The 24,134-nt window shown below is 55.0% G+C and carries 22 protein-coding genes and 3 tRNA genes; 6 read left to right on the forward strand and 19 right to left on the reverse strand.

The genetic code is table 11. The features are described from left to right. Nucleotides 1-17 precede the first annotated feature (17 nt). Entirely contained in the window at nucleotides 18-293 is a 276-nt protein-coding gene (gene yjfN / locus KO1_RS15595; RefSeq protein ID WP_026055994.1) for a DUF1471 family protease activator YjfN, read from the forward strand. Here the strand turns inward: yjfN and KO1_RS15600 are convergent. Continuing rightward, the gene (locus KO1_RS15600) at nucleotides 284-1,921 is read right to left on the reverse strand and encodes an isovaleryl-CoA dehydrogenase (RefSeq protein WP_064407000.1); all 1,638 of its coding nucleotides are present in this window, start codon (nucleotides 1,919-1,921) and stop codon (nucleotides 284-286) included. The genes yjfN and KO1_RS15600 overlap by 10 nt on opposite strands. A 105-nt stretch (nucleotides 1,922-2,026) precedes the next feature. Between KO1_RS15600 and KO1_RS15605 the strand changes: the two genes are divergently transcribed. Beyond that, a complete protein-coding gene (locus tag KO1_RS15605; RefSeq protein ID WP_004109127.1) occupies nucleotides 2,027-2,389 on the forward strand; it encodes a hypothetical protein in 363 nt (120 codons plus the stop codon). Nucleotides 2,390-2,425: 36 nt separating this feature from the next. On the opposite strand, the gene rlmB is transcribed toward KO1_RS15605, so the two are convergent. The 14 genes from rlmB to nnr form a co-directional block, all read right to left on the reverse strand. Next, entirely contained in the window at nucleotides 2,426-3,157 is a 732-nt protein-coding gene (rlmB, locus tag KO1_RS15610; RefSeq protein ID WP_004109129.1) for a 23S rRNA (guanosine(2251)-2'-O)-methyltransferase RlmB, read from the reverse strand. A gap of 88 nt (nucleotides 3,158-3,245) precedes the next feature. Next, entirely contained in the window at nucleotides 3,246-5,693 is a 2,448-nt protein-coding gene (gene rnr / locus KO1_RS15615) for a ribonuclease R (RefSeq protein WP_023320204.1), read from the reverse strand. Nucleotides 5,694-5,730: 37 nt separating this feature from the next. After that, nucleotides 5,731-6,156: a nitric oxide-sensing transcriptional repressor NsrR gene (nsrR, locus tag KO1_RS15620; RefSeq protein ID WP_004097980.1), complete on the reverse strand. Its 426-nt coding sequence runs from the start codon at nucleotides 6,154-6,156 to the stop codon at nucleotides 5,731-5,733. Nucleotides 6,157-6,307: 151 nt separating this feature from the next. Then, nucleotides 6,308-7,606 (reverse strand): adenylosuccinate synthase, encoded by a 1,299-nt coding sequence (locus KO1_RS15625; protein WP_004109135.1) that lies wholly within the window; start codon nucleotides 7,604-7,606, stop codon nucleotides 6,308-6,310. 102 nt (nucleotides 7,607-7,708) lie between these two features. Further along, nucleotides 7,709-7,906, reverse strand: coding sequence for a DUF2065 domain-containing protein (locus tag KO1_RS15630; protein WP_004097978.1), 198 nt, complete (start codon nucleotides 7,904-7,906; stop codon nucleotides 7,709-7,711). A 335-nt stretch (nucleotides 7,907-8,241) separates the two neighbouring features. Next, a complete protein-coding gene (gene hflC, locus KO1_RS15635; protein WP_004109137.1) occupies nucleotides 8,242-9,246 on the reverse strand; it encodes a protease modulator HflC in 1,005 nt (334 codons plus the stop codon). A gap of 2 nt (nucleotides 9,247-9,248) precedes the next feature. Then, nucleotides 9,249-10,505 carry an FtsH protease activity modulator HflK gene (gene hflK / locus KO1_RS15640; RefSeq protein WP_004109140.1) on the reverse strand — a complete coding sequence of 419 codons (1,257 nt, stop codon included), beginning with the start codon at nucleotides 10,503-10,505 and terminating at the stop codon, nucleotides 9,249-9,251. 65 nt (nucleotides 10,506-10,570) lie between these two features. Beyond that, entirely contained in the window at nucleotides 10,571-11,851 is a 1,281-nt protein-coding gene (hflX, locus tag KO1_RS15645) for a ribosome rescue GTPase HflX (RefSeq protein WP_004109143.1), read from the reverse strand. A 75-nt stretch (nucleotides 11,852-11,926) separates the two neighbouring features. After that, nucleotides 11,927-12,235: an RNA chaperone Hfq gene (gene hfq, locus KO1_RS15650; protein ID WP_004097968.1), complete on the reverse strand. Its 309-nt coding sequence runs from the start codon at nucleotides 12,233-12,235 to the stop codon at nucleotides 11,927-11,929. Between the two features lie 89 nt (nucleotides 12,236-12,324). After that, complete coding sequence (miaA, locus tag KO1_RS15655; RefSeq protein WP_016809366.1) at nucleotides 12,325-13,275, reverse strand: tRNA (adenosine(37)-N6)-dimethylallyltransferase MiaA; 951 nt, start codon at nucleotides 13,273-13,275, stop codon at nucleotides 12,325-12,327. Next, the gene (mutL, locus tag KO1_RS15660; RefSeq protein ID WP_024273618.1) at nucleotides 13,268-15,163 is read right to left on the reverse strand and encodes a DNA mismatch repair endonuclease MutL; all 1,896 of its coding nucleotides are present in this window, start codon (nucleotides 15,161-15,163) and stop codon (nucleotides 13,268-13,270) included. Before mutL ends, miaA begins: the two co-directional genes overlap by 8 nt. A 10-nt stretch (nucleotides 15,164-15,173) precedes the next feature. Beyond that, nucleotides 15,174-16,499 (reverse strand): N-acetylmuramoyl-L-alanine amidase AmiB, encoded by a 1,326-nt coding sequence (amiB, locus tag KO1_RS15665; protein WP_004109152.1) that lies wholly within the window; start codon nucleotides 16,497-16,499, stop codon nucleotides 15,174-15,176. A 16-nt stretch (nucleotides 16,500-16,515) separates the two neighbouring features. Further along, nucleotides 16,516-16,977 carry a tRNA (adenosine(37)-N6)-threonylcarbamoyltransferase complex ATPase subunit type 1 TsaE gene (gene tsaE / locus KO1_RS15670; protein WP_004109155.1) on the reverse strand — a complete coding sequence of 154 codons (462 nt, stop codon included), beginning with the start codon at nucleotides 16,975-16,977 and terminating at the stop codon, nucleotides 16,516-16,518. Further along, the gene (gene nnr, locus KO1_RS15675; RefSeq protein WP_024273617.1) at nucleotides 16,970-18,481 is read right to left on the reverse strand and encodes a bifunctional ADP-dependent NAD(P)H-hydrate dehydratase/NAD(P)H-hydrate epimerase; all 1,512 of its coding nucleotides are present in this window, start codon (nucleotides 18,479-18,481) and stop codon (nucleotides 16,970-16,972) included. The genes tsaE and nnr overlap by 8 nt, the downstream gene beginning before the upstream one ends. Nucleotides 18,482-18,494: 13 nt before the next feature. On the opposite strand from nnr, the gene queG reads away from it, so the two are divergent. Continuing rightward, nucleotides 18,495-19,634 (forward strand): tRNA epoxyqueuosine(34) reductase QueG, encoded by a 1,140-nt coding sequence (queG, locus tag KO1_RS15680; RefSeq protein ID WP_004109161.1) that lies wholly within the window; start codon nucleotides 18,495-18,497, stop codon nucleotides 19,632-19,634. A 269-nt stretch (nucleotides 19,635-19,903) separates the two neighbouring features. Here the strand turns inward: queG and KO1_RS15685 are convergent. The 3 genes from KO1_RS15685 to KO1_RS15695 all read right to left on the reverse strand — a co-directional run bounded on the left by KO1_RS15685 (nucleotide 19,904) and on the right by KO1_RS15695 (nucleotide 20,299). After that, nucleotides 19,904-19,979, reverse strand: a tRNA-Gly gene (locus tag KO1_RS15685). A gap of 24 nt (nucleotides 19,980-20,003) precedes the next feature. Then, a tRNA-Gly gene (locus KO1_RS15690) sits at nucleotides 20,004-20,079 on the reverse strand. Between the two features lie 144 nt (nucleotides 20,080-20,223). Next, nucleotides 20,224-20,299 (reverse strand) — tRNA-Gly (locus KO1_RS15695). Between the two features lie 286 nt (nucleotides 20,300-20,585). On the opposite strand from KO1_RS15695, the gene KO1_RS15700 reads away from it, so the two are divergent. After that, nucleotides 20,586-21,317 carry an arginine ABC transporter substrate-binding protein gene (locus tag KO1_RS15700; protein WP_024273616.1) on the forward strand — a complete coding sequence of 244 codons (732 nt, stop codon included), beginning with the start codon at nucleotides 20,586-20,588 and terminating at the stop codon, nucleotides 21,315-21,317. A 41-nt stretch (nucleotides 21,318-21,358) separates the two neighbouring features. On the opposite strand, the gene orn is transcribed toward KO1_RS15700, so the two are convergent. Then, nucleotides 21,359-21,904, reverse strand: coding sequence for an oligoribonuclease (gene orn, locus KO1_RS15705; RefSeq protein ID WP_004097954.1), 546 nt, complete (start codon nucleotides 21,902-21,904; stop codon nucleotides 21,359-21,361). A 94-nt stretch (nucleotides 21,905-21,998) separates the two neighbouring features. On the opposite strand from orn, the gene rsgA reads away from it, so the two are divergent. Both rsgA and asd read left to right on the forward strand, forming a co-directional pair. Next, the gene (gene rsgA, locus KO1_RS15710; RefSeq protein ID WP_004109167.1) at nucleotides 21,999-23,060 is read left to right on the forward strand and encodes a small ribosomal subunit biogenesis GTPase RsgA; all 1,062 of its coding nucleotides are present in this window, start codon (nucleotides 21,999-22,001) and stop codon (nucleotides 23,058-23,060) included. Nucleotides 23,061-23,155: 95 nt separating this feature from the next. Continuing rightward, on the forward strand, nucleotides 23,156-24,118 hold the full coding sequence (gene asd / locus KO1_RS15715) for an archaetidylserine decarboxylase (RefSeq protein ID WP_004109169.1): 963 nt from the start codon (nucleotides 23,156-23,158) through the stop codon (nucleotides 24,116-24,118). Nucleotides 24,119-24,134: the final 16 nt, after the last annotated feature.

The following is a 24,134-nucleotide window of genomic DNA, read 5'->3' on the forward strand; positions in this document are numbered from 1 at the left end:
GTGAAATGGAGCTGACGATGAAACGAAATTTTTCCCTACCCAGCCTGATGTTGACCACCGTCACGGCCAATACCTCCGCGCAGTCAGCGGAGTTTGCCAGCGCTGACTGCGTGACTGGCCTGAACGAAATTGGCCTGATTTGCGTTAACAATATTTCCGGCAGCCAGCAGGACGTTGAACATGCTATCGCCTTGCAGGCCGATGAGCAGGGCGCGTCCTGGTATCGCATCGTCCAGATGTACGAAGAGCAGCAGCCGGATAACTGGCGGGTACAGGCCATTCTCTATGCCTGAGGCGCCTGACGTCCACGCCCCATTGCCCGTAGCAGCAAGTCGTCCAGCGTCTGCTCGTCCAGACGCATGCCGCCGCGCGTGTCGAGCATCATACGGCACCAGACTTCCGCCAACGGCGGTGAAGCAACGCGTAATACCTGCGCGCCAGCGCCCAGCCTATAGACCAGCCGGGTAATTTCCCGCCCCTGCGCTTCCACAGGTCGCCGCAACCATTGCTGCAACTGCCGCCATGCGCGATCGAAATGACGGTTTTGCCCTTTCACTTCCGCGCACTCCGCCGCCAGTAGTTCAAGCGCCGCAGGCTGCTTCATCAGTACACGCATCACGTCCAGGCACATAATATTAGCGGAACCTTCCCAGATACTGTTTACCGGCATTTCGCGGTACAAACGCGGTAGTTCACTCTCTTCGCAATAGCCCGATCCCCCCAGCACCTCCATCGCTTCAGCGACGAAGGCGATCCCGGATTTGCAGACCGCAAATTTTGCCGCGGGCGTGAAAAGCCTTGCCCATAGCGCTTCCTGCGCATCACCGCGTCTGTCCCAGGCGCGCGCCAGGCGGAACAGAAAGGCGGTTTGCCCTTCCAGCCGCAGCGCCATTTGCCCCAGAACCTGACGCATCATCGGTTGATCGACCAGATTTTTGCCAAATGCCTGGCGCTGCAGAGCATGATACAGGGCGACTGAATAAGCCCGGCGCATCAGCGCATGGCTGCCCAGCGCGCAGTCAAATCGGGTCAGGCCCCCCATCTTAAGAATCTGACGGATGCCATCGCCCTCTTCCCCGATCGGCCAGCCGCAAGCATTGTAAAACTCAACCTCGCCACTGGCGTTCGCGCGGTTACCTAATTTATCTTTCAGCCTTTCCAGGCGTACGCCGTTACGCTGACCGTCCGGCAGCAGACGCGGGACAAAAAAGCAGGAGAGTCCCGCCGGCGCCTGCGCCAGCACCAGATGAGCATCGCTCTGCGGTACCGAGAAAAACCATTTATGACCGATAAGATGATAAAAGCCTTCGGCGGTTTTTTCCGCACGCGTCGTGTTGCTCAGGACATCGGATCCCCCCTGCTTTTCCGTCATCCCCATTCCGATAAGCAGCCCTCGCTTCTGGTTACCCGGCGCCAGATGCGGATCGTAGCGATCGCTTAGGAGCGGCGATAGCCAGTCGCTAAAAGCCCCGGGTAAGGAGCGCTGCAGCAATGGAATAGCGGCAAAGGTCATCGTGACGGGGCACAGGGTTCCCGCCTCGACCTGCGCATGCAGCATAAAGCGGGCAGCGCGGGCAATGAAGGCACCTTCGCGAGCGTCATCCTGCCAGGCAAGGTTATGCACCCGGTTAGCGCATAATCCTTGCATCAGCAGATGCCAGGCGGGATGGAAACGAACATCGTCAAGCCGCGATCCCGTCGCATCATAGCGCAATAGTTCCGGCGGATTACCGTTAGCCAGACGCCCCAGCTCCAGCGATTCTGCCGTCCCCAGCTGTTGGCCAATACTCGCCAGCAGATCGCCATCCCAGCCCGCGCCTTCGCGGACAACGGCTTCACGCAGGGCGGTATCGGACAGGAATAAGTTGCTGTTACACAGCGGCGCGGGTTGATTAAATACGGTATGAGTTTGCCAGTGCATGATGTTTCCCTCCTTCAATGGCTCTGCCGATAAGTATGGACAACGGCGCACTTTCCGTCAGAGAACTCTGTTATAAAGTTCTCTCACAATCTGAAAGGGAATTTCATGATTCATTTAATTATTGAAGATCGGGAAAACGCACTGACCTATATTCCGCTTATCCGTCGGCATCTACCCCATCTGGCGATTAACGCCATCAAGCAGAACCTGAACGCTTCGGGCTACGTTACCTCATTTGATGAAAGCAAAATTTGCGACGATATCCTTGAAGAGCAGAATCCTGTTGGAAATTTTCTCAATCTCATCAAGATATTAAAAAATCGGGGCGCGCAGCTTAAATTCATCGAGCAAACGGGAGATGAACCAGGAGAGGCGTTATCCTTAAGCCAGCTATTGAACTATGTGGAAAGAGGTCTGGAAATCGCCCGTCAGACGGAACGAGAAGATGAACAGGCAAGACGAAGATAAGCCATCCCGGAGAATGGCTTATACAGGAAGAAGAGATTAGCTGCGCTGACGCACCGCTTCAAACAGGCAAATCCCGGTGGCGACCGATACGTTCAGCGACGAGACGCTGCCGGCCATCGGAATGCTGATCAATTCGTCGCAGTGCTCGCGGGTCAGGCGTCGCATGCCTTCACCTTCCGCGCCCATCACCAGCGCCAGCGAACCGGTCATCTTGCTCTGGAACAGCGTATGGTCGGCTTCACCCGCGGTACCGACGATCCAGACGTTCTCTTCCTGCAGCAGACGCATGGTGCGTGCCAGGTTGGTGACGCGAATGAGCGGAACGTTCTCCGCCGCGCCGCAGGCGACTTTTTTCGCCGTGGCATTCAGCTGCGCGGAGCGATCTTTGGGCACAATCACCGCATGTACTCCTGCAGCATCAGCGCTACGCAAACAGGCGCCGAGGTTGTGCGGATCGGTCACGCCGTCGAGGATCAAAAAGAATGGCTGATCGAGAGAAGCGATCAGATCCGGCAGATCGTTCTCCTGATACTGACGTCCGGGCTTCACGCGGGCAATAATTCCCTGATGAACGGCGCCTTCGCTTTTCTCATCGAGAAACTGGCGGCTGGCGACCTGAATCACTACGCCCTGTGCTTCCAGAGCATGGATCAGCGGCATAAGGCGCTTATCCTCACGGCCTTTCAGAATAAAGACTTCCTGAAAACGCTCAGGTGCGCGCTCCAGCAGTGCCTGCACCGCGTGGATGCCGTAAATCATTTCACTCATTTATCTACTCGTTTTAGGTTCTGTTATCAGTTCCCTTCACCCCGACCACTGCGGAATAACGCAAGAAGCCAGGGTAAAGGAAATCTCATTACTCAGCTATTTTCTTTTTCGCCGCGCGCCTGGCTTTGGTCGCAGCAGCTATCTTTTGGGTTTTCGCCGACGGCTTCTTCGCTTTCTTCTCGCCTTTTGGCTGAGCGGCCTTCGGCTGGGATTGACCTTTCGGTTTACGGAATGCGCTATCCGGCTCGAAGTTTACCTGCTTACCAGCCTGGCGGCGACGTCCGGAAGCTTTACCTGCCGCCCCTTTCTTCGCCTTTTCACGCTCGGTCTTACCGACGTTGCGCGGGGCGCGCTCGCTGGAGATAAGCGAGAAATCAATTTTACGCTCATCCATATTCACCGCTTCAACGCGTACTTCAACGCGATCGCCCAGACGATAGGTTTGACCGCCGGATTCACCGATCAGACGCTGTCCTACCTGGTCGAAACGGTAGTAATCGTTATCAAGGGAAGAGACGTGCACCAGACCATCGATAAATAGTTCATCAAGACGTACGAAGAAACCAAAGCCGGTCACGCTGGCAATCACGCCCTTAAAGACGTTACCGACCTGATCCAACATGAAATCACACTTCAACCAGTCCGAAACATCGCGCGTCGCTTCATCAGCACGGCGCTCGGTCATCGAACAGTGCGCCCCCAGCTGCAGCATCTCATCCATGCTGTAGTGCCAGCCGCCGGTCTCAGTGCTATTACCTTTATGCCCTTGCTCTTTCGCCAGTAAATACTTGATCGCGCGATGCAGCGACAGGTCAGGATAGCGGCGAATCGGCGAAGTAAAGTGAGCGTAAGATTGCAGCGCCAGACCAAAGTGGCCGCGGTTTTCCGGATCGTATACTGCCTGTTTCATCGAGCGCAGCAGCATAGTTTGCAGCATCTCAGCGTCAGGACGGTCGGCGATAGACTGCAGTAATTGCGCATAGTCGCGCGGCTCCGGCTTGTTGCCGCCAGGCAGCTCAAGCCCCAGCTCTGCAAGAACCGAACGGAATGCGGTAATCGCTTCGGTGCTTGGTTTGTCATGGATACGGAACAGCGCCGGCTCCTCGGCCTTCTCAACGAAGCGCGCCGCGGAAATGTTCGCCAGGATCATGCACTCTTCAATCAGCTTGTGCGCGTCGTTACGCTGAGTCTGCTCAATACGTTCAATACGACGTTCAGCATTAAAGATGAATTTAGCTTCTTCACTCTCAAATGAGATACCGCCACGCTCTTCACGCGCGCCGTCCAGCACTTTGTAGAGGTTGTGTAGCTCTTCAATGTGCTTGACCAGCGGCGCGTACTGTTCACGCAGATCCCGATCGCCCTGCAGCATATGCCAGACTTTGGTATAGGTCAGACGGGCATGAGAGCTCATCACCGCTTCGTAGAATTTAAAGCCGGTGAGACGGCCCTTAGCCGAAATCGTCATTTCACAAACCATACAGAGTCTGTCGACCTGAGGATTCAGTGAGCACAGGCCGTTAGAGAGAACTTCAGGCAGCATGGGAACGACCTGCGACGGGAAGTAGACCGAGGTGCCGCGGCTGCGCGCCTCGCCATCCAGCGGCGTACCAGGACGCACGTAGTAGCTCACATCGGCAATCGCCACCCACAGACGCCAGCCGCCGCCGCGTTTCTTCTCGCAGTACACGGCATCATCAAAGTCACGGGCATCTTCGCCATCAATAGTAACCAGCGGCAGATTACGCAAATCCACGCGACCGGCTTTCGCTTCTTCCGGTACCTGCTCTTTCAGGCCAGCAACCTGTTTTTCTACTGCTGGCGGCCAGACGTAAGGGATTTCATGGGTGCGCAGGGCCATATCGACCGCCATGCCGGTACCCATGTTGTCGCCGAGGACCTCAACAATTTTGCCGACCGCTTTGGTGCGCCGGGTTGGACGCTGGGTCAGCTCAACCACCACTACAAAGCCCATCCTCGCGCCCATGATCTCTTCGGGAGGAATCAGGATATCGAAGCTCAAGCGGCTATCATCAGGCACAACGAAGCCTACGCCCGCTTCGGTAAAGTAGCGGCCCACAATCTGGCTGGTTTTGGGCACCAGCACGCGGACGATACGCGCTTCCCGGCGGCCTTTACGGTCGGCGCCTAACGGCTGCGCCAGTACCTGATCGCCGTGAATGCAGGTTTTCATCTGCTCGGACGACAAATAAAGGTCATCTTTACGGCCTTCAACGCGCAGGAAGCCATAACCGTCGCGGTGGCCAATAACGGTCCCCTTTAGCAGATCGAGACGTTCCGGCAGCGCATAGCACTGACGACGCGTAAAGACCAGTTGACCATCGCGTTCCATTGCGCGCAGTCTGCGGCGCAATGCTTCTTGTTGTTCTTCGCCTTCAATATTCAGCTCAATTGCCAGCTCATCTCGGCTGGCCGGTTTTTCACGTTTTGCTAAATGATCGAGGATAAATTCCCGGCTCGGGATTGGATTAGCGTATTTTTCAGATTCGCGGTCCAGGAAAGGATCTTGTGACATGTCGGTTCCTCCGTTGTCATCTCCAGTGAAGTTTACGTCACTCCACCAGTAATAATTTATAAAGCGGTTGATTCTTTTCAACCAAATCGGCCAGCGTGTAGTTATCCAGTTCCTTGAGAAAACTTTGCGCGGCTTCAGCAAGCGCCTGTTTCAGACGACAGGCGGGCGTAATATGGCAAAATTCACTGCTGCAGTTGACTAAAGAGAGCGGCTCCAGATCGCGAACCACATCACCCACGCGAATCATATTTGCCGGTTTCCCCAGACGAATTCCGCCGTTCTTTCCCCGAACCGCCGTCACATAACCCACGCGGCTCAGCTGATTGATTATCTTAACCATATGATTACGGGAAACGCCGTAAACCTCCGTCACTTCGGAGATACTGGTCATTCTTCCATCCGGCAGCGACGCCATATAAATCAGCGCGCGTAGTCCGTAATCAGTGAAACTCGTTAACTGCACAATCAACCTCAGGGAAAAGAAAAACAGAGTGCGTCGGTAGACGTAATTACTATTGATGATAAACCAGCCAGCGCTCAGGCCGCTAATTTATTTAAATGGGGCGGGCGAACAGCAAAAACAAGAGGCGCCTGAACGGCGCCCCTGGAGATAATTATGCGTCGAAAGGATCGCGCAGAATCATCGTCTCGGTACGGTCAGGACCGGTAGAGATAATATCAACCGGTACGCCGGTCAGCTCTTCAATGCGGGCGATGTAGTTCAGCGCTGCCTGCGGCAGACCGCTGCGCTCTTTCACACCGAAGGTGGTTTCAGACCAGCCCGGCATTGTTTCATAAACCGGCTCAATACCTTCCCAGTTGTCGGCAGCCAGCGGAGTGGTGGTCACTTCACGGCCATCCGGCATACGGTAGGCAACGCAGATTTTAACTTCTTTCAGGCCGTCCAGGACGTCAAGCTTAGTCAGGCAGAAACCAGACAGTGAGTTAATCTGCACCGCGCGGCGTACCGCAACGGCATCCAGCCAACCGGTACGACGACGACGGCCGGTGGTGGCGCCAAACTCGTTACCCTGTTTACACAGGAACTCGCCGGTTTCATCAAACAGCTCAGTCGGGAACGGGCCTGCGCCTACGCGAGTAGAGTAGGCTTTGATAATACCCAGAACGTAATCAACATAACGCGGGCCCAAACCGGAGCCGGTCGCCACGCCACCTGCGGTGGTGTTGGAAGACGTTACGTACGGATAGGTACCGTGGTCGATATCAAGCAGCGTACCCTGCGCGCCTTCAAACATGACGAAATCGCCACGCTTACGCGCCTGGTCAAGCAGATCGGAAACATCAACCACCATGGAGGTCAGGATGTCGGCAATCGCCATCACGTCATCCAGAACTTTCTGGTAATCAACCGCTTCAGCTTTATAGAAATTCACCAGCTGGAAGTTGTGATATTCCATCACCTCTTTCAGTTTGTCAGCGAAGGTAGCTTTATCAAACAGATCGCCAACGCGTAGACCGCGGCGAGCCACTTTATCTTCGTAAGCCGGGCCGATACCGCGACCGGTCGTACCGATAGCTTTCGCGCCGCGCGCTTTCTCACGCGCAACATCCAGCGCAACATGATATTCGAGGATAAGCGGACAAGCTTCAGAAAGCAGCAGACGCTCGCGAACAGGGATACCACGGTCTTCCAGACCTTTCATCTCTTTCATCAGCGCAGCCGGAGACAGCACCACACCGTTACCGATGATGCTGGTGACATTCTCACGAAGAATTCCTGATGGAATGAGATGGAGGACGGTTTTTTCACCGTTGATTACGAGAGTATGGCCGGCGTTGTGACCGCCCTGATAGCGCACAACATATTTAGCCCGTTCAGTCAGGAGATCGACGATCTTCCCTTTACCTTCGTCACCCCATTGGGTGCCCAGTACGACGACGTTGTTACCCATTTTTCAAAATCACCGTTTGCTTAAAAATGGATTCTACCATCGCTTTTTCAGAGTTACAGCACTTTTTGCACTCAAAAGACGGTAAATTAGTCTACTTTGCGCTCAGCCAATCGTTTTCCTCAACATGTAGTAGATGACGATGCCGGCAACCACAAGTCCCCCGCCAAAGCGGCGTAATAAATTATCCGGTAGCTGGCTCATCGTGGCGACCATACGGCGCCATGCGCGGGGATAAAGCAGCGGTCCAAGCCCTTCAAGTACTAAAACCAGCGCCAGTGCCAACCAGATTGTTGAGTTCATTATTCACCTTTATTTAAATGCAGCCAGTACAGCACCAGTCGCTCACTCGCGTTGAGTTGCACTCACTTCACATTCTCCGCTATTTCATCAATGTTATGAACCGGCTTTATGAAACGAAATACATAACAACCTGTTTTTTCTTAATTTCAATGATCGATTAGCGTACTAACACCAGAAACGAAGATAATGAATTAAGCGCTGGTTTTATAAATGAAGCATTCTCGCAAAACGTAGCATCCGTGGGTTCATTGAATAAAAAACACCGCGGTAATTAATCGCTTTCATCATGTAAAAAAGGCGCCCTGATGGACGCCTTTTTGCATACTCATTGCTTATCAGCGAGTCGCTGCCGCTGGAGATTTCATATAGCGGAAGAAATCACTGTCCGGACTGAGAACCATCACGTCCTGATTGCTCTTGAAGCTGTTCTCGTACGCACGCAGGCTACGGATAAAGGCGTAGAATCCTGGATCCTGACTGAATGCATCAGCAAACAGTTTTGCGGATTCCGCATCGCCTTCACCGCGCAGGATACGCCCCTGGCGCTCGGCTTCCGCCAGCGTTTTGGTGACTTCATAGTCCGCAGTCGCGCGCAGTTTTTCAGCTTCTTCCTGACCCTGTGAGCGATGGCGACGAGCTACCGCTTCACGCTCAGCGCGCATACGGTTGTAGATCGCTTCAGACACTTCAGCAGGCAGGTTGATCTGCTTAATACGAACGTCGACGACTTCAATACCCAGCGCCGCCATACTGTTCGGGTTGATCACCTGAACCTTACCGTTCGTTTCTGCTTCAACTCGCTCCGCCGCTTTGGCGATTGCATCATCGGCAGCCGGCGTACTGACTTCATCTTCTGTGCCCGCAGAGCCTGAGTTCAGGGCATCGCGCACTTCCAGGGTCAAACGACCGCGGGAGTCGGTCACGATGTCTTTCACATCCAGACGACCAATTTCAGAACGCAGACGGTCGGAGAATTTACGCTTCAACAGTACTTCGGCCTGGGAGACGTCACCACCGCCGGTAGCCAGGTAGTAACGGCTAAAGTCGCTGATGCGCCACTTGATATAGGAGTCAACGATCAGGTCCTTTTTCTCTTTGGTAACAAAGCGGTCGGCCTGATTGTCCATCGTCTGAATACGCGCATCGAGCATCTTCACGGATTCAATAAATGGAATCTTGAAGTGAAGGCCAGGCGCATACACCAGCGGTTTGTTTTCATCGTCGCGCAGAACTTTACCAAAACGCAGCGTGATACCGCGCTCGCCCTCTTTGACAACAAAGATGGACATATAGAGCACCACCAGCACGATGACAATTATCGCGATAACAGATTTACGCATCGTTATTCCCCCTGACGCTGGTAGTCGTTACGCTGCGCGTTGGCGCGGCGTTGGTCCATAATGGTGCCTCCCGTAGAGGTAGAAGCGTTACTGGCGCTGCTTGAGCTGGATGCAGGCGGCAGACGCAGCAGATCGCTTGCGCCACTGCTATCACTCTTTGCCGCTGGCGCGCCAGCGCCTTTCAGCATCTGATCCAGAGGCAGAACCATCAGGTTGCTCCCCTTATCGTTAACCAGCACTTTGCGAGTATGGCTCAGCACTTTTTCCATGGTTTCGATATACAGACGCTCGCGGGTGATTTCCGGAGCCGCTTTATACTCAGGCAGAATTTTTGCAAAGCGAGCCACTTCACCCTGCGCTTCAAGAACGGTCTGGGTCTTGTACGCACGAGCCTCTTCAAGGATACGCTGCGCCTGACCGTTAGCCCGTGGCTGAACTTCGTTGGTGTAAGCTTCCGCTTCACGAATGTACTGCTGTTCGTTTTCACGTGCGGCAATCGCATCATCAAATGCGGCTTTCACTTCCTCCGGCGGACGCGCCGTCTGGAAGTTGACGTCCAGCAGGGTGATACCCATGTTATACGGACGAATCGTCTCTTCCAGCTCACGCTGGGTATCGCTACGAATGACGGTACGCCCTTCGGTCAGGATACGGTCCATCGTGTATTTACCAATAACGCCACGCAGCGCGCTGTCGGTTGCCTGACGCAGGCTGTCGTCAGCGCTGGTCACGCTAAACAGATAGCGTTCCGGGTCGGTCACGCGGTACTGTACGTTCATCTCAACGCGCACGACGTTTTCGTCTGACGTCAGCATGACGCCAGAAGCCGCCAGTTCGCGCACCGACTCAACGTTAACCGCCTGAACGTTATCAATGAAGGTGGGTTTCCAGTTAAGGCCAGGCTCAACCAGATGGCTAAATTTACCAAAGCGAGTGACGACGCCACGTTCAGCTTCTTTAATGGTATAGAAACCGCTGGCTGCCCAGATAATAACCGCAGCGGCGGCAACGATGCCGACGATACGTCCGCCCATAGGCCCGCGTGGTCCCTGTGAGCCGCTACCGCCGCCCAGTCCACCTTTCCCGCCGCCCAGGCCGCCAAGTTTTTTACTTAGCTTACGGAAGATATCATCCAGATCGGGAGGTCCCTGCTCGCGACCACCTTTGTTGCCATTTCCCCCAGAGTTGCCGCCTTGGTTATTGCTGCTTCCCCACGGGTCGCGGTCCTGTCCGTTATTACCGGGCTGATTCCACGCCATGTATATGCTCCATATTTGTTTTTGATATCCCCACAGGGGTTAATATCTTCAGGCAAGCTGCAAGGTCAAATCACGTATTCAACCAGCGCTGGCTCTTGTTTACAGAGGCGACGCCAGTCAACGATCGGCATGCGCACCTGCAGACCAACGCTACCGTCATCCTCCATCCACTCTTTCTCTATCGCCTGAAGCTGATAGAATCGGCTTCTCAACCGGCCTTCCTGCGGCGGCAGGCGCAGCGTATGCTGAGCCACTTCACCAGAGAGCCGTTCCGTCAAAGCCTGAAAAAGCAGCGGTACGCCAACCCCGGTCTGGGCGGAAAGCCAGACCCGAATCGGTTTGTTTTCTTCATCCCGATCGATACGCGGCTCAAAATCATCCAGCATGTCGATTTTATTCATGACCAGCAGCGCCGGGATCTCATCGGCCTCGATTTCCGCGAGTACCGTATTTACTGCGTCAATATTTTCCTGCACGCGAACATCCGCCGCATCAATGACATGCAGCAGCAGCGTCGCCTGGCGCGTCTCCTGGAGAGTCGCTTTAAACGCGGCCACCAGATCGTGCGGCAGATGACGAATGAAACCTACGGTATCCGCCAGCACGGTTTCGCCAACATCAGGGACATCGATGCGGCGCAGCGTCGGATCCAGAGTGGCGAACAGCTGGTTCGCTGCATAGACCTCAGCTTCAGTTATCTGATTGAACAGCGTGGATTTACCGGCGTTGGTATAACCGACCAACGACACGGTGGGAATATCGGCTTTGGCCCGTGACCGCCGTCCTTGCTCGCGCTGTTTTTCAACTTTTTCCAGTCGCGACAGGATCTGCATAATACGGTTACGCAGCAATCGGCGGTCAGTTTCGAGCTGGGTTTCACCCGGGCCGCGCAAACCAATCCCGCCTTTCTGTCTTTCAAGGTGGGTCCAGCCGCGAACGAGGCGAGTCGCCATGTGGCGCAGCTGCGCCAGCTCAACCTGCAGTTTCCCTTCGTGGGTACGCGCTCGTTGGGCAAAAATATCTAAAATCAGGCCGGTGCGATCGATAACCCGACATTCGCATAAGCGTTCGAGATTTCGTTCCTGCGCCGGACTCAGGGCATGATCGAAGAGCACGACCGATGCACCGGTCGCTTTTACGGCTTCCGCAATTTCGACAGCTTTACCTTCACCAACAAAATACTTCGGGTGCGGTGCTTTACGGCTACCGGTAATCACCTGCATTGCTTCGACACCGGCGGAAGAGGCCAGAGTTTCAAACTCCTGGAGATCTTCCATATCTTTGTCTTGCGAAAAATAGATGTGTACCAGTACCGCCTGCTCACCGGCATCATAACGGTCAAACAAGCGTAAACCCCTTATAAAATACCAGCGGGGAACGCAGAAAACCTGGCTCCCCGACGTGGAAAAACAGCATCTGCCTTATTCGGCGTCTTCGCTGTCTTGCTGCGGTGCAGAAGAACCCTGCGCACCACCACCGTGGTGATAGTTGTTAGTACCGCCGCCAGCATTGTTGCTGTGGTGTGACACCGGGCGAGACGGGACAACGGTAGAAATTGCGTGCTTATAGACCATCTGGCTGACCGTGTTTTTCAACAGGATCACGAACTGATCGAAAGACTCAATTTGCCCTTGCAGCTTAATACCATTCACCAAATAAATAGAAACCGGAACACGTTCCCGACGCAAAGCGTTCAGGAACGGATCTTGTAAAGATTGCCCCTTAGCCATTCTCTCTTTTCCTTATATGTATGCTTGTTTTGTACTCAGAACCTTACGATTCTTAAAAATTACGCACGATACCGTTCAATTGTACACGTTCAGTCCAGGCTAGCACCAACAACCTGTAATACTTTGTTGAACGCTTGTTCAGGTTGTTCACTGTCTAACCAGTGAATACCTTCCCAACCGCGCAGCCAGGTAACCTGACGTTTAGCTAACTGTCTCGTGGCGCAAACACCTCGATAAACCATTTCATCATACGGGATCTCGCCATTAAGGTAAGACCACATCTGGCGATATCCGACACAACGAATGGAAGGCATATCCGTATGCAAATCTCCCCGGGCAAAAAGCGCCCGCACTTCTGCTTCAAAACCTGAAGCCAACATCTGATGAAAACGCTGTTCTATGCGCTGATGGAGCAGTTCACGGCTCGCCGGGGCGATGGCGAACTGGTGCACCTTATACGGCAGAGCATCACCTGACGTTTGCGTCAGCTCCGTTAAAGTTTTACCCGAAATGAAAAAAACTTCCAGTGCTCGGGAAAGTCTTTGCGGATCATTTGGATGAATACGCGCTGCGGCAACGGGATCTATTTCCTGTAGCTGCTGGTGTAACGCGTTCCATCCCTGCTCTGCGGCCTGTTGCTCAATCCGCGCTCTGACCTGCGGATCTGCCGAAGGCAAAGGCGACAATCCTTCCAGCAACGCTTTGAAATACAACATTGTTCCGCCAACCAGTAGCGGAATACGCCCGGCCGCAACGATATCAGCCATCTCTGCCAGCGCATCGCGACGGAAATCCGCCGCGGAATAAGCCTCGGCCGGGTCCAGAATATCCAGCAGGCGATGCGGCGCAGCGCTCAGCTCCGCGGCATCGGGCTTGGCCGTACCGATATCCATCCCTCGATAGATTAGGGCTGAATCAACGCTAATCAACTCTACTGGCAAAACTTTACGCAGGGCGATAGCCAATGCGGTTTTACCAGAGGCCGTCGGGCCCATTAAAAATATTGCCTTAGGCAGGCTTGCCTCGGTTACATCACTCATCTTTCAGGGCATTCATCGCCGAATGTAAATCAACAGGTTGTAACAGACCACCCGGCGGCGCTTTAACCAGCTGCGGACATAAACGCTCGATATCCGCCAGGACGGCAATCGCCTGCGCCATATTCCACTGCGCATGTTCGCTCGCCAGATTACGCGCTATCCATTGAGCAATATTGTCGGCGTCGCATGTTTTTTGCTGCGCCAGGTAGCCTATCAGTTCAGGAATCAAGATTTGTAAATTTTGTTGTCTTAAGGGTAAAGGCACTGCGCGGATCGTCACGTAGTGCGCATCGGACTGCAGTTCAATACCGACTTCTGCCAGCGCCGACTGCGCCTGCTCAAGCGCGTCCTTTTCTGCCCCGGACACTTTTATCCGCAGCGGGATAAGCAGCGGCTGGGCACAGACCGCCTCCGCGCCCGGCGTTAGCTGCGCCTGGCGTAGCCAGCGCTCGGCAACCGGCAGGGCCAGCAGCGCAAGCTTGCCATCGCGCTCCAGCAGCGCACAGTCGTTATCGACGATCGTCAGCACGCGGCCAAAACTTTGGCTATGGCCTGCCAGGCCTTCCGCTACCGGCGCAGGAGATTTTGGTTTTCGCTCCGCGGCCGGAGTATCCAGCAGTTGGCGATAGAGCGCCCCCTGCTGTTTTTGATAACCTGGCTGCGCATGCGGCCAGCCGGCTCCGCCAGGTGACCCTGTGGCAGCGGATTCTCGCGAGCCGCCGGTGCTGGTATTAAAGCGCGGCGCGACGGGCTCGTCACGATAACGGGGAGCGGCGGTTTCACGCGCAACGGCGGGCTGGGCAAAATGATTGCCGCCTGCCGCAATGCGGTTTTCAGGTACCTGACGCGGCGCGGGCTCTGCGCCCTCTTCTGCCAGGGGAGCGTTCAGCTGCTGCTGCAGAACGCTTAGCACGCCTTGATAGATAAAATCGTGCACCAGGCGCGACTGATGAAAACGCACCTCATGCTTGGCCGGGTGCACGTTCACATCCACCTGATGCGGATCTATCTTCAGGTACAGCACAAAAGCGGGCTGCTGATCGGCGCCCAGTTTGTCTTCGCAGGCCTGACGGATCGCGTGATTAATCAGGCGATCGCGCATCATCCGTCCGTTGACATAGCAATACTGAATCTCCGCCAGCGTCGGATTGGTATGCAGAGGATCGGCCACCCAGCCGCTGAGGGTCAGGTCGCCGTGCTGCCACTCGATAGCCAGAGCATGTTCGAGAAACGGCAAACCGCAGATTGCACCCAGACGCCGTTCGCGCTGGCCATCCTGCGATACCGCCCGGTACTGGCGCACGGCCTTTCCGTTGTGGCTGAGGTTAATGGTCACGTCAAAGCGCGCCAGCGCGATGCGCCGTACGATCTCGTCGATATGGCCAAACTCGGTTTTCTCAGTGCGCATAAACTTGCGCCGGGCGGGGGTGTTATAAAACAGATCCAGTACTTCCAGCGTCGTACCCACCGGGTGCGCCGCCGGCTTCACGGTTACCGCCTGATCGCGTCCTTCGGCATAGGCCTGCCAGGCCTCCTGCTGATCCTCGGTACGCGAGGTCAACGTCAGGCGAGCGACTGAGCTGATACTGGCCAGGGCTTCGCCGCGAAAACCGAGGCTAATTATCGCTTCAAGATCATCAAGCGAAGCAATTTTACTGGTCGCGTGGCGAGCCAGCGCCAGCGCCAGCTCGTCTTTTTTAATGCCGCAGCCGTTATCGCGGATGCGGATTAACTTCGCGCCGCCGCGCTCAATATCAATATCGATGCGCGTCGCCCCGGCATCGAGGCTATTTTCCACCAGCTCTTTAACCACCGACGCCGGTCGTTCCACCACTTCACCTGCGGCAATCTGGTTGGCGAGCTGCGGCGGTAGAACCTGAATCGGCATGGCCGTCTCCTTAATTTAACAGCGTCCCATCTGACGAACCTGCGCTGGCAGTCTGCGCGGCTGCCCCGCGCGGCGCGGATTGTAGAGGATGTTGCATAAAGTAGTTACGCAGACCGTTATAAATGGCCTCTGCGACCTGCTGTTGATAAGCATCGCTCCCCAGCAGCCGCTCTTCGCCGTTATTACTGATAAACCCCGTTTCCACCAGGATTGACGGGATATCCGGCGAGCGCAGTACGCCGAGGCTGGCATGTTCAGGACGACGCTTATGTAAATCGCCGATCCGCTGCAGCTGGCTCAGCACGTTAGTCGCCACATCATACCCGACGCGCTGGGAATGGCCGAACTGTAAATCCAGCACCGCCTGGCTCAGGTAAGGGTCCGACTGGCTGTTGGCCAACACATCGCCTGCACCGCCCAACAGTTCGGATTGTTTCTCATGTTGCTCGAGCCAGCCGGCCATTTCGCTGTTCGCGCGACGGTTGGAAAGCACCCAAACCGATGCTCCGGTAGCATCGCGATTCGGTGCAGCGTCGGCGTGAATCGAGACAAGGAAATTGGCGTTTTGCTTACGCGCGACGTCAGAACGACCCATTACTGAAATGAAATAATCGCCGTCGCGCGTCAGCACGGGTTTGAACTGAGGATCGGCATTCAGCAGCGCGCGGAGCTTACGCGCAATAGCAATGGTCACATTCTTCTCTTTAGTGCCGTTCGGACCAATCGCTCCCGGATCCTGGCCACCGTGACCGGCATCAATGGCGATAATCACTTTATCGTCGGTAGAAACGGTACGTGCCGCAGGACGCGTTACGCTGGTCGTACTGGTCACCGCAGTCAGGCGGTCGTTATCGGCTTTAAACGGGTTGCGCGCCGGTTCGCTCGGACGCAAGGGCTGCGCCACGGGCCGTTCTGCCTGTTTCACCACGACACGCGGTGGCGGAGGCGGTTCATCGGCATTAATCGTAAACACCACGGTATAGTTAGAACCGTTCTGCTGTTTCACCGCGCGCGTTTTGCCGTCGGCGGTTAAATCCACCAACAGACGCAGCGACTGGGTATCCTGCGGCGCTCCGGAACGAATGCTTTTTACCAGATTATTGCCGCTAAACTGCAGCGGCAAGCCCTGGAGTACGCCGCTCTGTTTGATATCCAGCGCGACGGTGCGTTTGCCCTGCGGGCTAAACGAATATTCAGGGTCGCCGATAAAACTTATGGTAATACGGGCCTGCCGATCGCCATTTGAGACCTGGATATCGGATAAACTTGCCGCAGTGGCCTGAATGCTGAACAGCATCAGTGCGGCGGTCAGCCAACTGGTTAAGCGATACATCATCCCGTCGTCCTTCAGGCTAATTAGCCAAACGCGCCAATAAAGACTCACCCAATGAGGAGACCGCAGTTACGCGCGCCTCACGCCCTTGAGCCTGATATTCAAGGTGAATTTCAACATCCGGTTCCGGCAGTACGCCTGTACCCTGCTGCGGCCATTCCACCAGGCAGATGGCGTCGTCGGTAAAATAATCGCGGATCCCCATAAACTCGAGCTCTTCAGGGTCCGCCAGGCGATAGAGATCGAAGTGATAGACCATCAACTTATCGAGACTATAAGGCTCGACAAGGGTATAGGTCGGGCTTTTAACGTTGCCGCGGTGACCGAGAGCCTGAAGGAAACCGCGGCTAAAGGTCGTTTTACCCGCCCCTAAATCGCCGTACAAATAGATGACCGTCGCGCCAGTGCATGCCTGCGCTACGCGGTTGCCAAGGCTGAGAGTTGCCTGCTCGTCGGGTAAAGGAATCACTCGATTAATCATGGTCTACGTCAATCACATCCGGGTTAACAACACGCCTGAGCGTGGAAAAAAGATCGGTCGCCAGCATGCCGCGGGTGCCGTATCTGGCCGCCAGACGATCGGCGGCTTCGCCATGAGCAACGCATCCGGCGCAAGCGGCATCATACGGCGTCAGCTGCTGGCCTAACAACGCAGCAATAATGCCGGTCAGGACATCGCCCATTCCGCCGCTGGCCATTCCGGCGTTGCCGGCATCGATAATACCCGTCTCGCCAGCGTCACTCGCCACGATCGTACCTGCGCCTTTCAGCACAACGACGCCGCCATAACGTTTTACCAGACGTTGTGCAGAATGTAAGCGATCGCTTTCAATTTCTGCCGCACTCACGTTCAGCAGACGAGCGGCTTCGCCGGGATGCGGCGTCAGCACGCGATTGTGACGTTTATCGGGATTGATTGCCAGCAGGTTCAGCGCATCCGCATCCCAGACCATCGGTTTGCGAAAATTCTCCACCTGGCGCAGCGCATTTTTACCCCACTCGCCCTGCCCCAGACCCGGCCCAATCGCGACGACATCCGCCCATTGCAGACTCTCTTCGAGCGAGCGGGAGGTCAGCTCATGGACCATCAGTTCAGGCCTGGCGGTCAGAATGGGCGCAATGTTGTCCCGGTGAGTCAGGACTCGCACCAGCCCGGCGCCCGCGCGCAGAGCCGCCTCGCCGCTCATGCGGATGGCTCCCGCCGTACCCGGTTCGCCGCCGATAATGACCAGCTTCCCGTGGTCGCCTTTGTGCGACGTTGGGCGTCTGGGCGGTAGCCAGTCGGCAAGCTTCGAGGCATCGAAGCGACTGAGCGCCGTCGTCTGGCCTGCCAGCCAACCCTCAAGCCCTAGGGCGTGGTGATGCAAGCGGCCAACGACATCGCGAGCCTTGCCGGTCAGCAATCCGGGCTTAAGCGCGATAAAGGTGATGGTATGAGCAGCCTGGATAACCGCACCCGGCGTGGTCCCCGTCTGCGCATTCAGACCTGAGGGGATATCCAGCGCCACAACCGGCGCCGGATGGGCATTAACGCGCGCGATAAGCTCCGCAACGTTTTCCCGTGGAGCGCTCTGCAATCCGGTCCCGAGCAGGCCGTCAATAATTAGCGTGATATCTTCTGGCCAGGCGATGTCGGCGGCATGAATCGTACCGCCGGCGTTGAGCCACTCTTCACGCGCGGTACTGGCCTCTTTCGGCAGCGGCTTCTCGCTATCCAGCGACACCAGCGTGACCTGAATACCTCGCGACTGCGCCAGGCGAGCCACCACGTAGCCGTCGCCGCCGTTATTGCCGTGACCGCAGAGAATCAGCCAGCACCGGTTTTCAGGATAGTACTCGTAAGCCCGTTCAAAAGCCGCTTCGCCCGCACGACGCATCAGCTCGTATAACGTCAGCCCGAGGGCATCCGCCGCCTCTTTTTCCGCCCGCCGTAGCGCATCCGCCGACCAGATGATATGTGGTATACTGTCAGCGTTTTTCGTCATCGTATGGTCCATCATGTCACAGCCCCTCGATCTCAATCAGTTAGCGCAGCAAATCAAACAATGGGGCACAGAGCTGGGGTTCCAGCAGGTCGGTATTACCGATACCGATCTCAGCGCCAGCGAACCCAAACTGCAGGCGTGGCTGGATAAACAATACCATGGCGAAATGGAGTGGATGGCGCGTCATGGCATGATGCGCGCGCGACCTCATGAACTCCAGCCCGGTACGCTCCGCGTGATTAGCGTCAGGATGAACTATCTTCCCGCTAATGCCGCTTTCGCCCGAACCCTGAAAGATCCCGCGTTGGGTTACGTTAGCCGTTATGCCCTTGGACGGGACTATCACAAGCTGTTACGTAATCGCCTGAAAAAATTAGGTGAGATGATTCAGGGGCAGTGTGCTTCGCTCAATTTTAGACCTTTTGTCGATTCCGCGCCGATTCTTGAACGCCCTTTAGCCGAAAAAGCGGGGCTGGGATGGACAGGTAAGCACTCACTCATCCTTAGCCGCGATGCCGGCTCGTTCTTTTTCCTCGGCGAATTGCTTATCGATCTCCCTCTTCCCGTCGACCAGCCCGTTGAAGAAGAGTGCGGACGCTGCGTTGCCTGCATGACCATCTGCCCAACCGGCGCCATCGTCGAGCCCTATACCGTTGATGCCCGGCGCTGTATCTCCTATCTGACTATCGAACTGGAAGGCGCTATTCCGGAAGAATTTCGTCCGCTGATCGGTAACCGCATATACGGCTGTGATGACTGCCAGCTGATTTGCCCGTGGAACCGCTTCGCGCAATTAACCGATGAAGATGATTTCAGCCCGCGTCAGGCGCTGCATGCCCCGGCGCTGGTAGAACTGTTCGCCTGGAGCGAGCCCTGGTTTTTAAAAGTGACGGAAGGATCGGCCATTCGCCGTATTGGTCATCTGCGCTGGCTGCGTAATATCGCCGTTGCGTTGGGCAATGCGCCCTGGAATGAAGCGAACCTGCAGGCGCTGGAAAGCCGCCGGGGTGAGCACCCACTTCTCGACGAACATATCGAATGGGCGATTGCGCAGCAAATTGCAAAAAGAAATGCCAATGTGATTGAGGTGCAACTACCGAAAAAGCTACGGCTGGTCAGGGTGGTTGAAAAAGGGTTACCGCGCGACGCCTGATTCATTCACAGGGTGTGAATAAAAATAAAAACACATTGCGTTTCAACATGCAGACGTTCGTCAAGCGATCGAGTTAACACTTTGAAATGAAATTTTATTCTTATATTTCAACAATATAGATAAATACTATTTACATAGTGAAGTATTTTTCGGGATTAAGGCAAAAGATTAACCTGTGGATAAGTCTGTTCACAGTATTTTCTGGACAGGACGAAAATCATCCCCGGCGCGTGATTGCGCTGTGGATAAATCAGGTATAAGAAGAAATTTGGAGCGGGAAACGAGACTCGAACTCGCGACCCCGACCTTGGCAAGGTCGTGCTCTACCAACTGAGCTATTCCCGCTTGGGTATGGTGACTTTCAAATTTTGGAGCGGGAAACGAGACTCGAACTCGCGACCCCGACCTTGGCAAGGTCGTGCTCTACCAACTGAGCTATTCCCGCTTAATCTTTGTCTTTCAAGCCGCTTCTGCGTTAGCTGCCTTCACTCACTTTAGTCACTTACTTTAGTAAGCTCCTAAATATTCGTTCAGTTGCTGCCTTACTGCAACTCAAAATCCGGTGATTAGGATGGTACTTTCAAATTTTTGGAGCGGGAAACGAGACTCGAACTCGCGACCCCGACCTTGGCAAGGTCGTGCTCTACCAACTGAGCTATTCCCGCAAACTTCTGGCCATATTTCTATGGCGTCGTGATTTGCATTTCTGCTTCGTCACGGGAGGCGCATTATACGAGAATTCGATTTACCTGCAACCCCCCTGAAAGCAATTTTTTTCGTTTTTGATTTAAGTGACCACTTTATCGCCACATTCAGGCATGTTTTGTCTAAATAAGCAGCAAATGCGGCAAAATGACTTTTTCCGGGCTCGCTAAAGGCGCAAAATCACTCAAGTTTACAGGCGGATATCGCCCGCTGACGGTCAACAACGATGATAACCAGGGAAATAAAATGAAAAAAGCGCTTACCGTCCTGCTGCTGGCTACGCTTGCCACAGGAACAGCATCGGCAACAACGCTACATTTTGGAACAACGACGGCCAACCCGCCGTTTGAAACCGTCAGTGGCAAAAACCAACCCACGGGTTTTGATATCGATTTGGCCAACGCGTTGTGCAAGCAGATGCAGGTCGAATGCAAATTTACTCCCCAGGGCTTCGATACTCTCATCCCGGCGCTGCGCTTTAAGAAATTCGACGCCGTGATTGCCGGTATTGAAGTGATTCCAATGCGAGAAAAGCAGGTTGCATTCAGCCATCCCTATCGCCAGGAGCTCTCCGGTGCAATAGTCACAGCGAAAGACGCTGCCCATACCTTTGCCGATCTCAAAGATAAAAAACTCGGCGTCGTAAAGGGCACCATTCATCAGCACTACCTGCGTGATAAACAAAAAGCCGTGCACGTGCTGCCTTATGACAGCGATGAAAGCGCCCTGAACGCGCTGAAAGAAGGTGTGATTAGCGGAGTGATGGGCGATCAGGAGACCTTAACGAAATGGCTCGAGGATAATCCCGAATACGCGATTATGGACGAGCGCGCCACGGATCCCAGCTACTACGGTAAGCAGTACGCCATTGCGGTGCGTAAAGACGATCCTGAGCTGCTGAATAACATCAATGCCGCTCTGGATGTCGTCAAAGCCTCGCCGGAATTCCAGGCGATGGAACAGAAGTGGTTTAAATAGTCAGACGTACTACCGGGGCACTTCTGGCCCCGGCATAAGCATTAGAGCTTGATGAAGTGCTCGCGGTAGTAAGCCAGTTCCGCTACCGATTCGCGAATATCATCCATCGCCTGATGCGTTCCTTGTTTTTTAAAGCCGTCGAGAATTTCCGGCTTCCAGCGACGAGCCAGCTCTTTAAGCGTACTGACGTCAAGATAGCGATAGTGGAAATAGGCTTCCAGCTCAGGCATATATTTAAACAAGAATCGGCGATCCTGGCCGATGCTATTGCCGCAGATCGGTGACTTACCCGCCGGCACCCACTTTTTGAGAAATTCGATAGTCGCCAGTTCTGCCTCACGATCGCCCTGGGTACTCGCCTTCACCCGCTCCACCAGTCCGCTACCGGTATGGGTACGCACGTTCCACTCATCCATTAATGCCAGCTGCGCGTCTGACTGATGTACGGCAATCGTCGGCCCTTCCGCCAGAATGTTCAGATTCGCGTCAGTCACCAGGGTGGCGATTTCGATGATGCGATCGCGCTCCGGATCCAGCCCCGTCATTTCAAGATCGATCCAAATCAGGTTGTTTTCATCTGCACTCATGTTATTTTCCACCCTTCTTACGTCACTATATTCATCTAAAATAGCGTGTATCATAGAGGTTTTGCCCGTACAGGGCGACCAGGAGCCAGTTCGATTGAGTAAAAATAAACTCTCCAAAGGCCAACAGCGCCGCGTGAAGGCCAACCACCAGCGCCGCCTGAAAACGACTTCGGAGAAGGCCGATTTTGATGACAACCTGTTCGGTGAAAAATCCGAAGGGACCGTTATTAGCCGCTTTGGCATGCATGCCGATGTCGAATCCGCCGACGGTAGCGTCCACCGTTGCAATATACGCCGCACTATCCGTTCGCTGGTCACCGGCGATCGTGTGGTCTGGCGGCCAGGCAAAAGCGAAGCTGACGGCGTCAACGTCAAAGGCATCGTCGAGGCCGTGCATGAACGGACCTCCGTACTGACGCGCCCGGATTTCTATGACGGCGTCAAACCTATCGCCGCCAATATCAATCAGATTGTCATCGTTTCCGCCATCTTGCCTGAGCTTTCTCCGAATATTATCGACCGCTATCTGGTGGCCTGCGAAACGCTGAACGTCGAGCCGCTGATCGTGCTCAATAAGATCGATCTCCTGGATCAGGAGAGCATGGACTTCGTCAACGAGCAAATGGACATTTATCGCCATATTGGTTACCGCGTACTGATGGTCTCCAGCCGCACGCAGGATGGCCTGAAGCCGCTTGAAGAGGCGCTTACCGATCGTATCAGTATCTTTGCCGGGCAGTCTGGGGTAGGCAAATCCAGCCTGCTGAACGCGCTGCTGGGCCTGCAGGATGACCAAATCCTTACCAATGACGTTTCGGATGTCTCCGGACTGGGGCAGCACACCACTACGGCCGCGCGCCTGTACCACTTCCCGCACGGCGGCGATGTGATTGACTCGCCGGGGGTACGCGAGTTCGGCCTGTGGCATCTCGACGCGGAACAAATCACCCACGGCTTTGTCGAATTCCATGATTATTTAGGCCGATGCAAATACCGCGACTGCAAACACGATACCGATCCGGGCTGCGCCATTCGCGAAGCGGTGGAGAAGGGCGAAATCGCTGAAAGCCGGTTTGAAAACTACCATCGCATTCTGGAAAGCATGGCGCAGGTGCAGGTAAAAACGCGTAAAAGCTTTTCATCAACCGATGACTGACATTTAAGCTGAGCATCGTTAGAATCGTCCCCCTTTTTCAGGCCCCCGCCGACGCGCGGGGGTCAGGAACGACAAATAATGGCCTGGAGGCTACCTTGTTAAACGATCTTAAACTTTCACTGCAATACATTCTGCCTAAACTGTGGCTCACCCGCCTCGCAGGCTGGGGTGCACGCAAGCGGGCAGGCTGGCTGACAAAACTGGTCATCGATCTGTTCGTGAAATATTACAAGGTCGATATGAAAGAGGCGCAAAAGCCTGATACTGCCAGCTACCGGACCTTTAACGACTTTTTTGTTCGCCCGCTGCGCGATGACGTTCGTCCATTAAATACTGACCCGAACGTTCTGGTGATGCCCGCCGATGGCGTCATCAGCCAGCTCGGCGCTATTGAAGACGATAAAATTTTGCAGGCCAAAGGCCACAACTACAGTCTGGAAGCGCTGCTGGCCGGCAACTACCAGATGGCGGATCTGTTCCGAAACGGCAGCTTTGTCACTACCTATCTTTCCCCGCGCGATTACCACCGCGTGCACATGCCGTGCAACGGTATTCTGCGCGAAATGATCTACGTACCGGGAGATCTGTTCTCCGTAAATCATCTGACCGCGCAAAACGTGCCGAATCTGTTTGCCCGCAACGAGCGCGTCATCTGCCTGTTCGATACTGAGTTTGGCCCCATGGCGCAGATCCTGGTCGGCGCCACCATCGTCGGCAGCATCGAAACCGTGTGGTCCGGTACCGTCACGCCGCCGCGTGAAGGCATCATTAAGCGCTGGACCTGGCCTGCGGGCGAGAGCGAAGGTTCCGTCGCCCTGCTTAAAGGCCAGGAGATGGGCCGCTTTAAACTGGGTTCCACGGTGATTAACCTGTTTGCTCCGGGTCAGGTGAAGCTGGTTGAGCAGTTACAAAGCCTGTCGGTAACCAAAATAGGCCAGCCGTTGGCGATCGCGCCTGAAGCCGTGACGCCGGTCGAGCCCGCTCCGCTGGCAGTCGAAGAAGTCCGCGCTGAACACGCCGCCAGTCCGCTGGTTGACGATAAACAAGACGAAGGTTAATTCCTGAAAGAAAAGG

This window comes from Klebsiella oxytoca NBRC 105695 (genome assembly GCF_001598695.1).
Classification (GTDB): Bacteria; Pseudomonadota; Gammaproteobacteria; order Enterobacterales; family Enterobacteriaceae; genus Klebsiella; species Klebsiella oxytoca.

Bases quoted from the DNA above. Each gene is read 5' to 3' on its own strand.
- rnr (WP_023320204.1), bottom strand. From the start codon at position 5,693: ATGTCACAAGATCCTTTCCTGGACCGCGAATCTGAAAAATACGCTAAT.
- KO1_RS15625 (WP_004109135.1), bottom strand. From the start codon at position 7,606: ATGGGTAACAACGTCGTCGTACTGGGCACCCAATGGGGTGACGAAGGT.
- amiB (WP_004109152.1), bottom strand. From the start codon at position 16,499: ATGATGTATCGCTTAACCAGTTGGCTGACCGCCGCACTGATGCTGTTC.
- tsaE (WP_004109155.1), bottom strand. From the start codon at position 16,977: ATGATTAATCGAGTGATTCCTTTACCCGACGAGCAGGCAACTCTCAGC.
- yjfN (WP_026055994.1), top strand. From the start codon at position 18: ATGAAACGAAATTTTTCCCTACCCAGCCTGATGTTGACCACCGTCACG.
- hflK (WP_004109140.1), bottom strand. From the start codon at position 10,505: ATGGCGTGGAATCAGCCCGGTAATAACGGACAGGACCGCGACCCGTGG.
- KO1_RS15630 (WP_004097978.1), bottom strand. From the start codon at position 7,906: ATGAACTCAACAATCTGGTTGGCACTGGCGCTGGTTTTAGTACTTGAA.
- hflC (WP_004109137.1), bottom strand. From the start codon at position 9,246: ATGCGTAAATCTGTTATCGCGATAATTGTCATCGTGCTGGTGGTGCTC.
- nnr (WP_024273617.1), bottom strand. From the start codon at position 18,481: ATGACGAAAAACGCTGACAGTATACCACATATCATCTGGTCGGCGGAT.
- queG (WP_004109161.1), top strand. From the start codon at position 18,495: ATGTCACAGCCCCTCGATCTCAATCAGTTAGCGCAGCAAATCAAACAA.
- miaA (WP_016809366.1), bottom strand. From the start codon at position 13,275: ATGAGTGATGTAACCGAGGCAAGCCTGCCTAAGGCAATATTTTTAATG.
- KO1_RS15605 (WP_004109127.1), top strand. From the start codon at position 2,027: ATGATTCATTTAATTATTGAAGATCGGGAAAACGCACTGACCTATATT.
- KO1_RS15600 (WP_064407000.1), bottom strand. From the start codon at position 1,921: ATGCACTGGCAAACTCATACCGTATTTAATCAACCCGCGCCGCTGTGT.
- hfq (WP_004097968.1), bottom strand. From the start codon at position 12,235: ATGGCTAAGGGGCAATCTTTACAAGATCCGTTCCTGAACGCTTTGCGT.
- orn (WP_004097954.1), bottom strand. From the start codon at position 21,904: ATGAGTGCAGATGAAAACAACCTGATTTGGATCGATCTTGAAATGACG.
- rlmB (WP_004109129.1), bottom strand. From the start codon at position 3,157: ATGAGTGAAATGATTTACGGCATCCACGCGGTGCAGGCACTGCTGGAG.
- KO1_RS15700 (WP_024273616.1), top strand. From the start codon at position 20,586: ATGAAAAAAGCGCTTACCGTCCTGCTGCTGGCTACGCTTGCCACAGGA.
- mutL (WP_024273618.1), bottom strand. From the start codon at position 15,163: ATGCCGATTCAGGTTCTACCGCCGCAGCTCGCCAACCAGATTGCCGCA.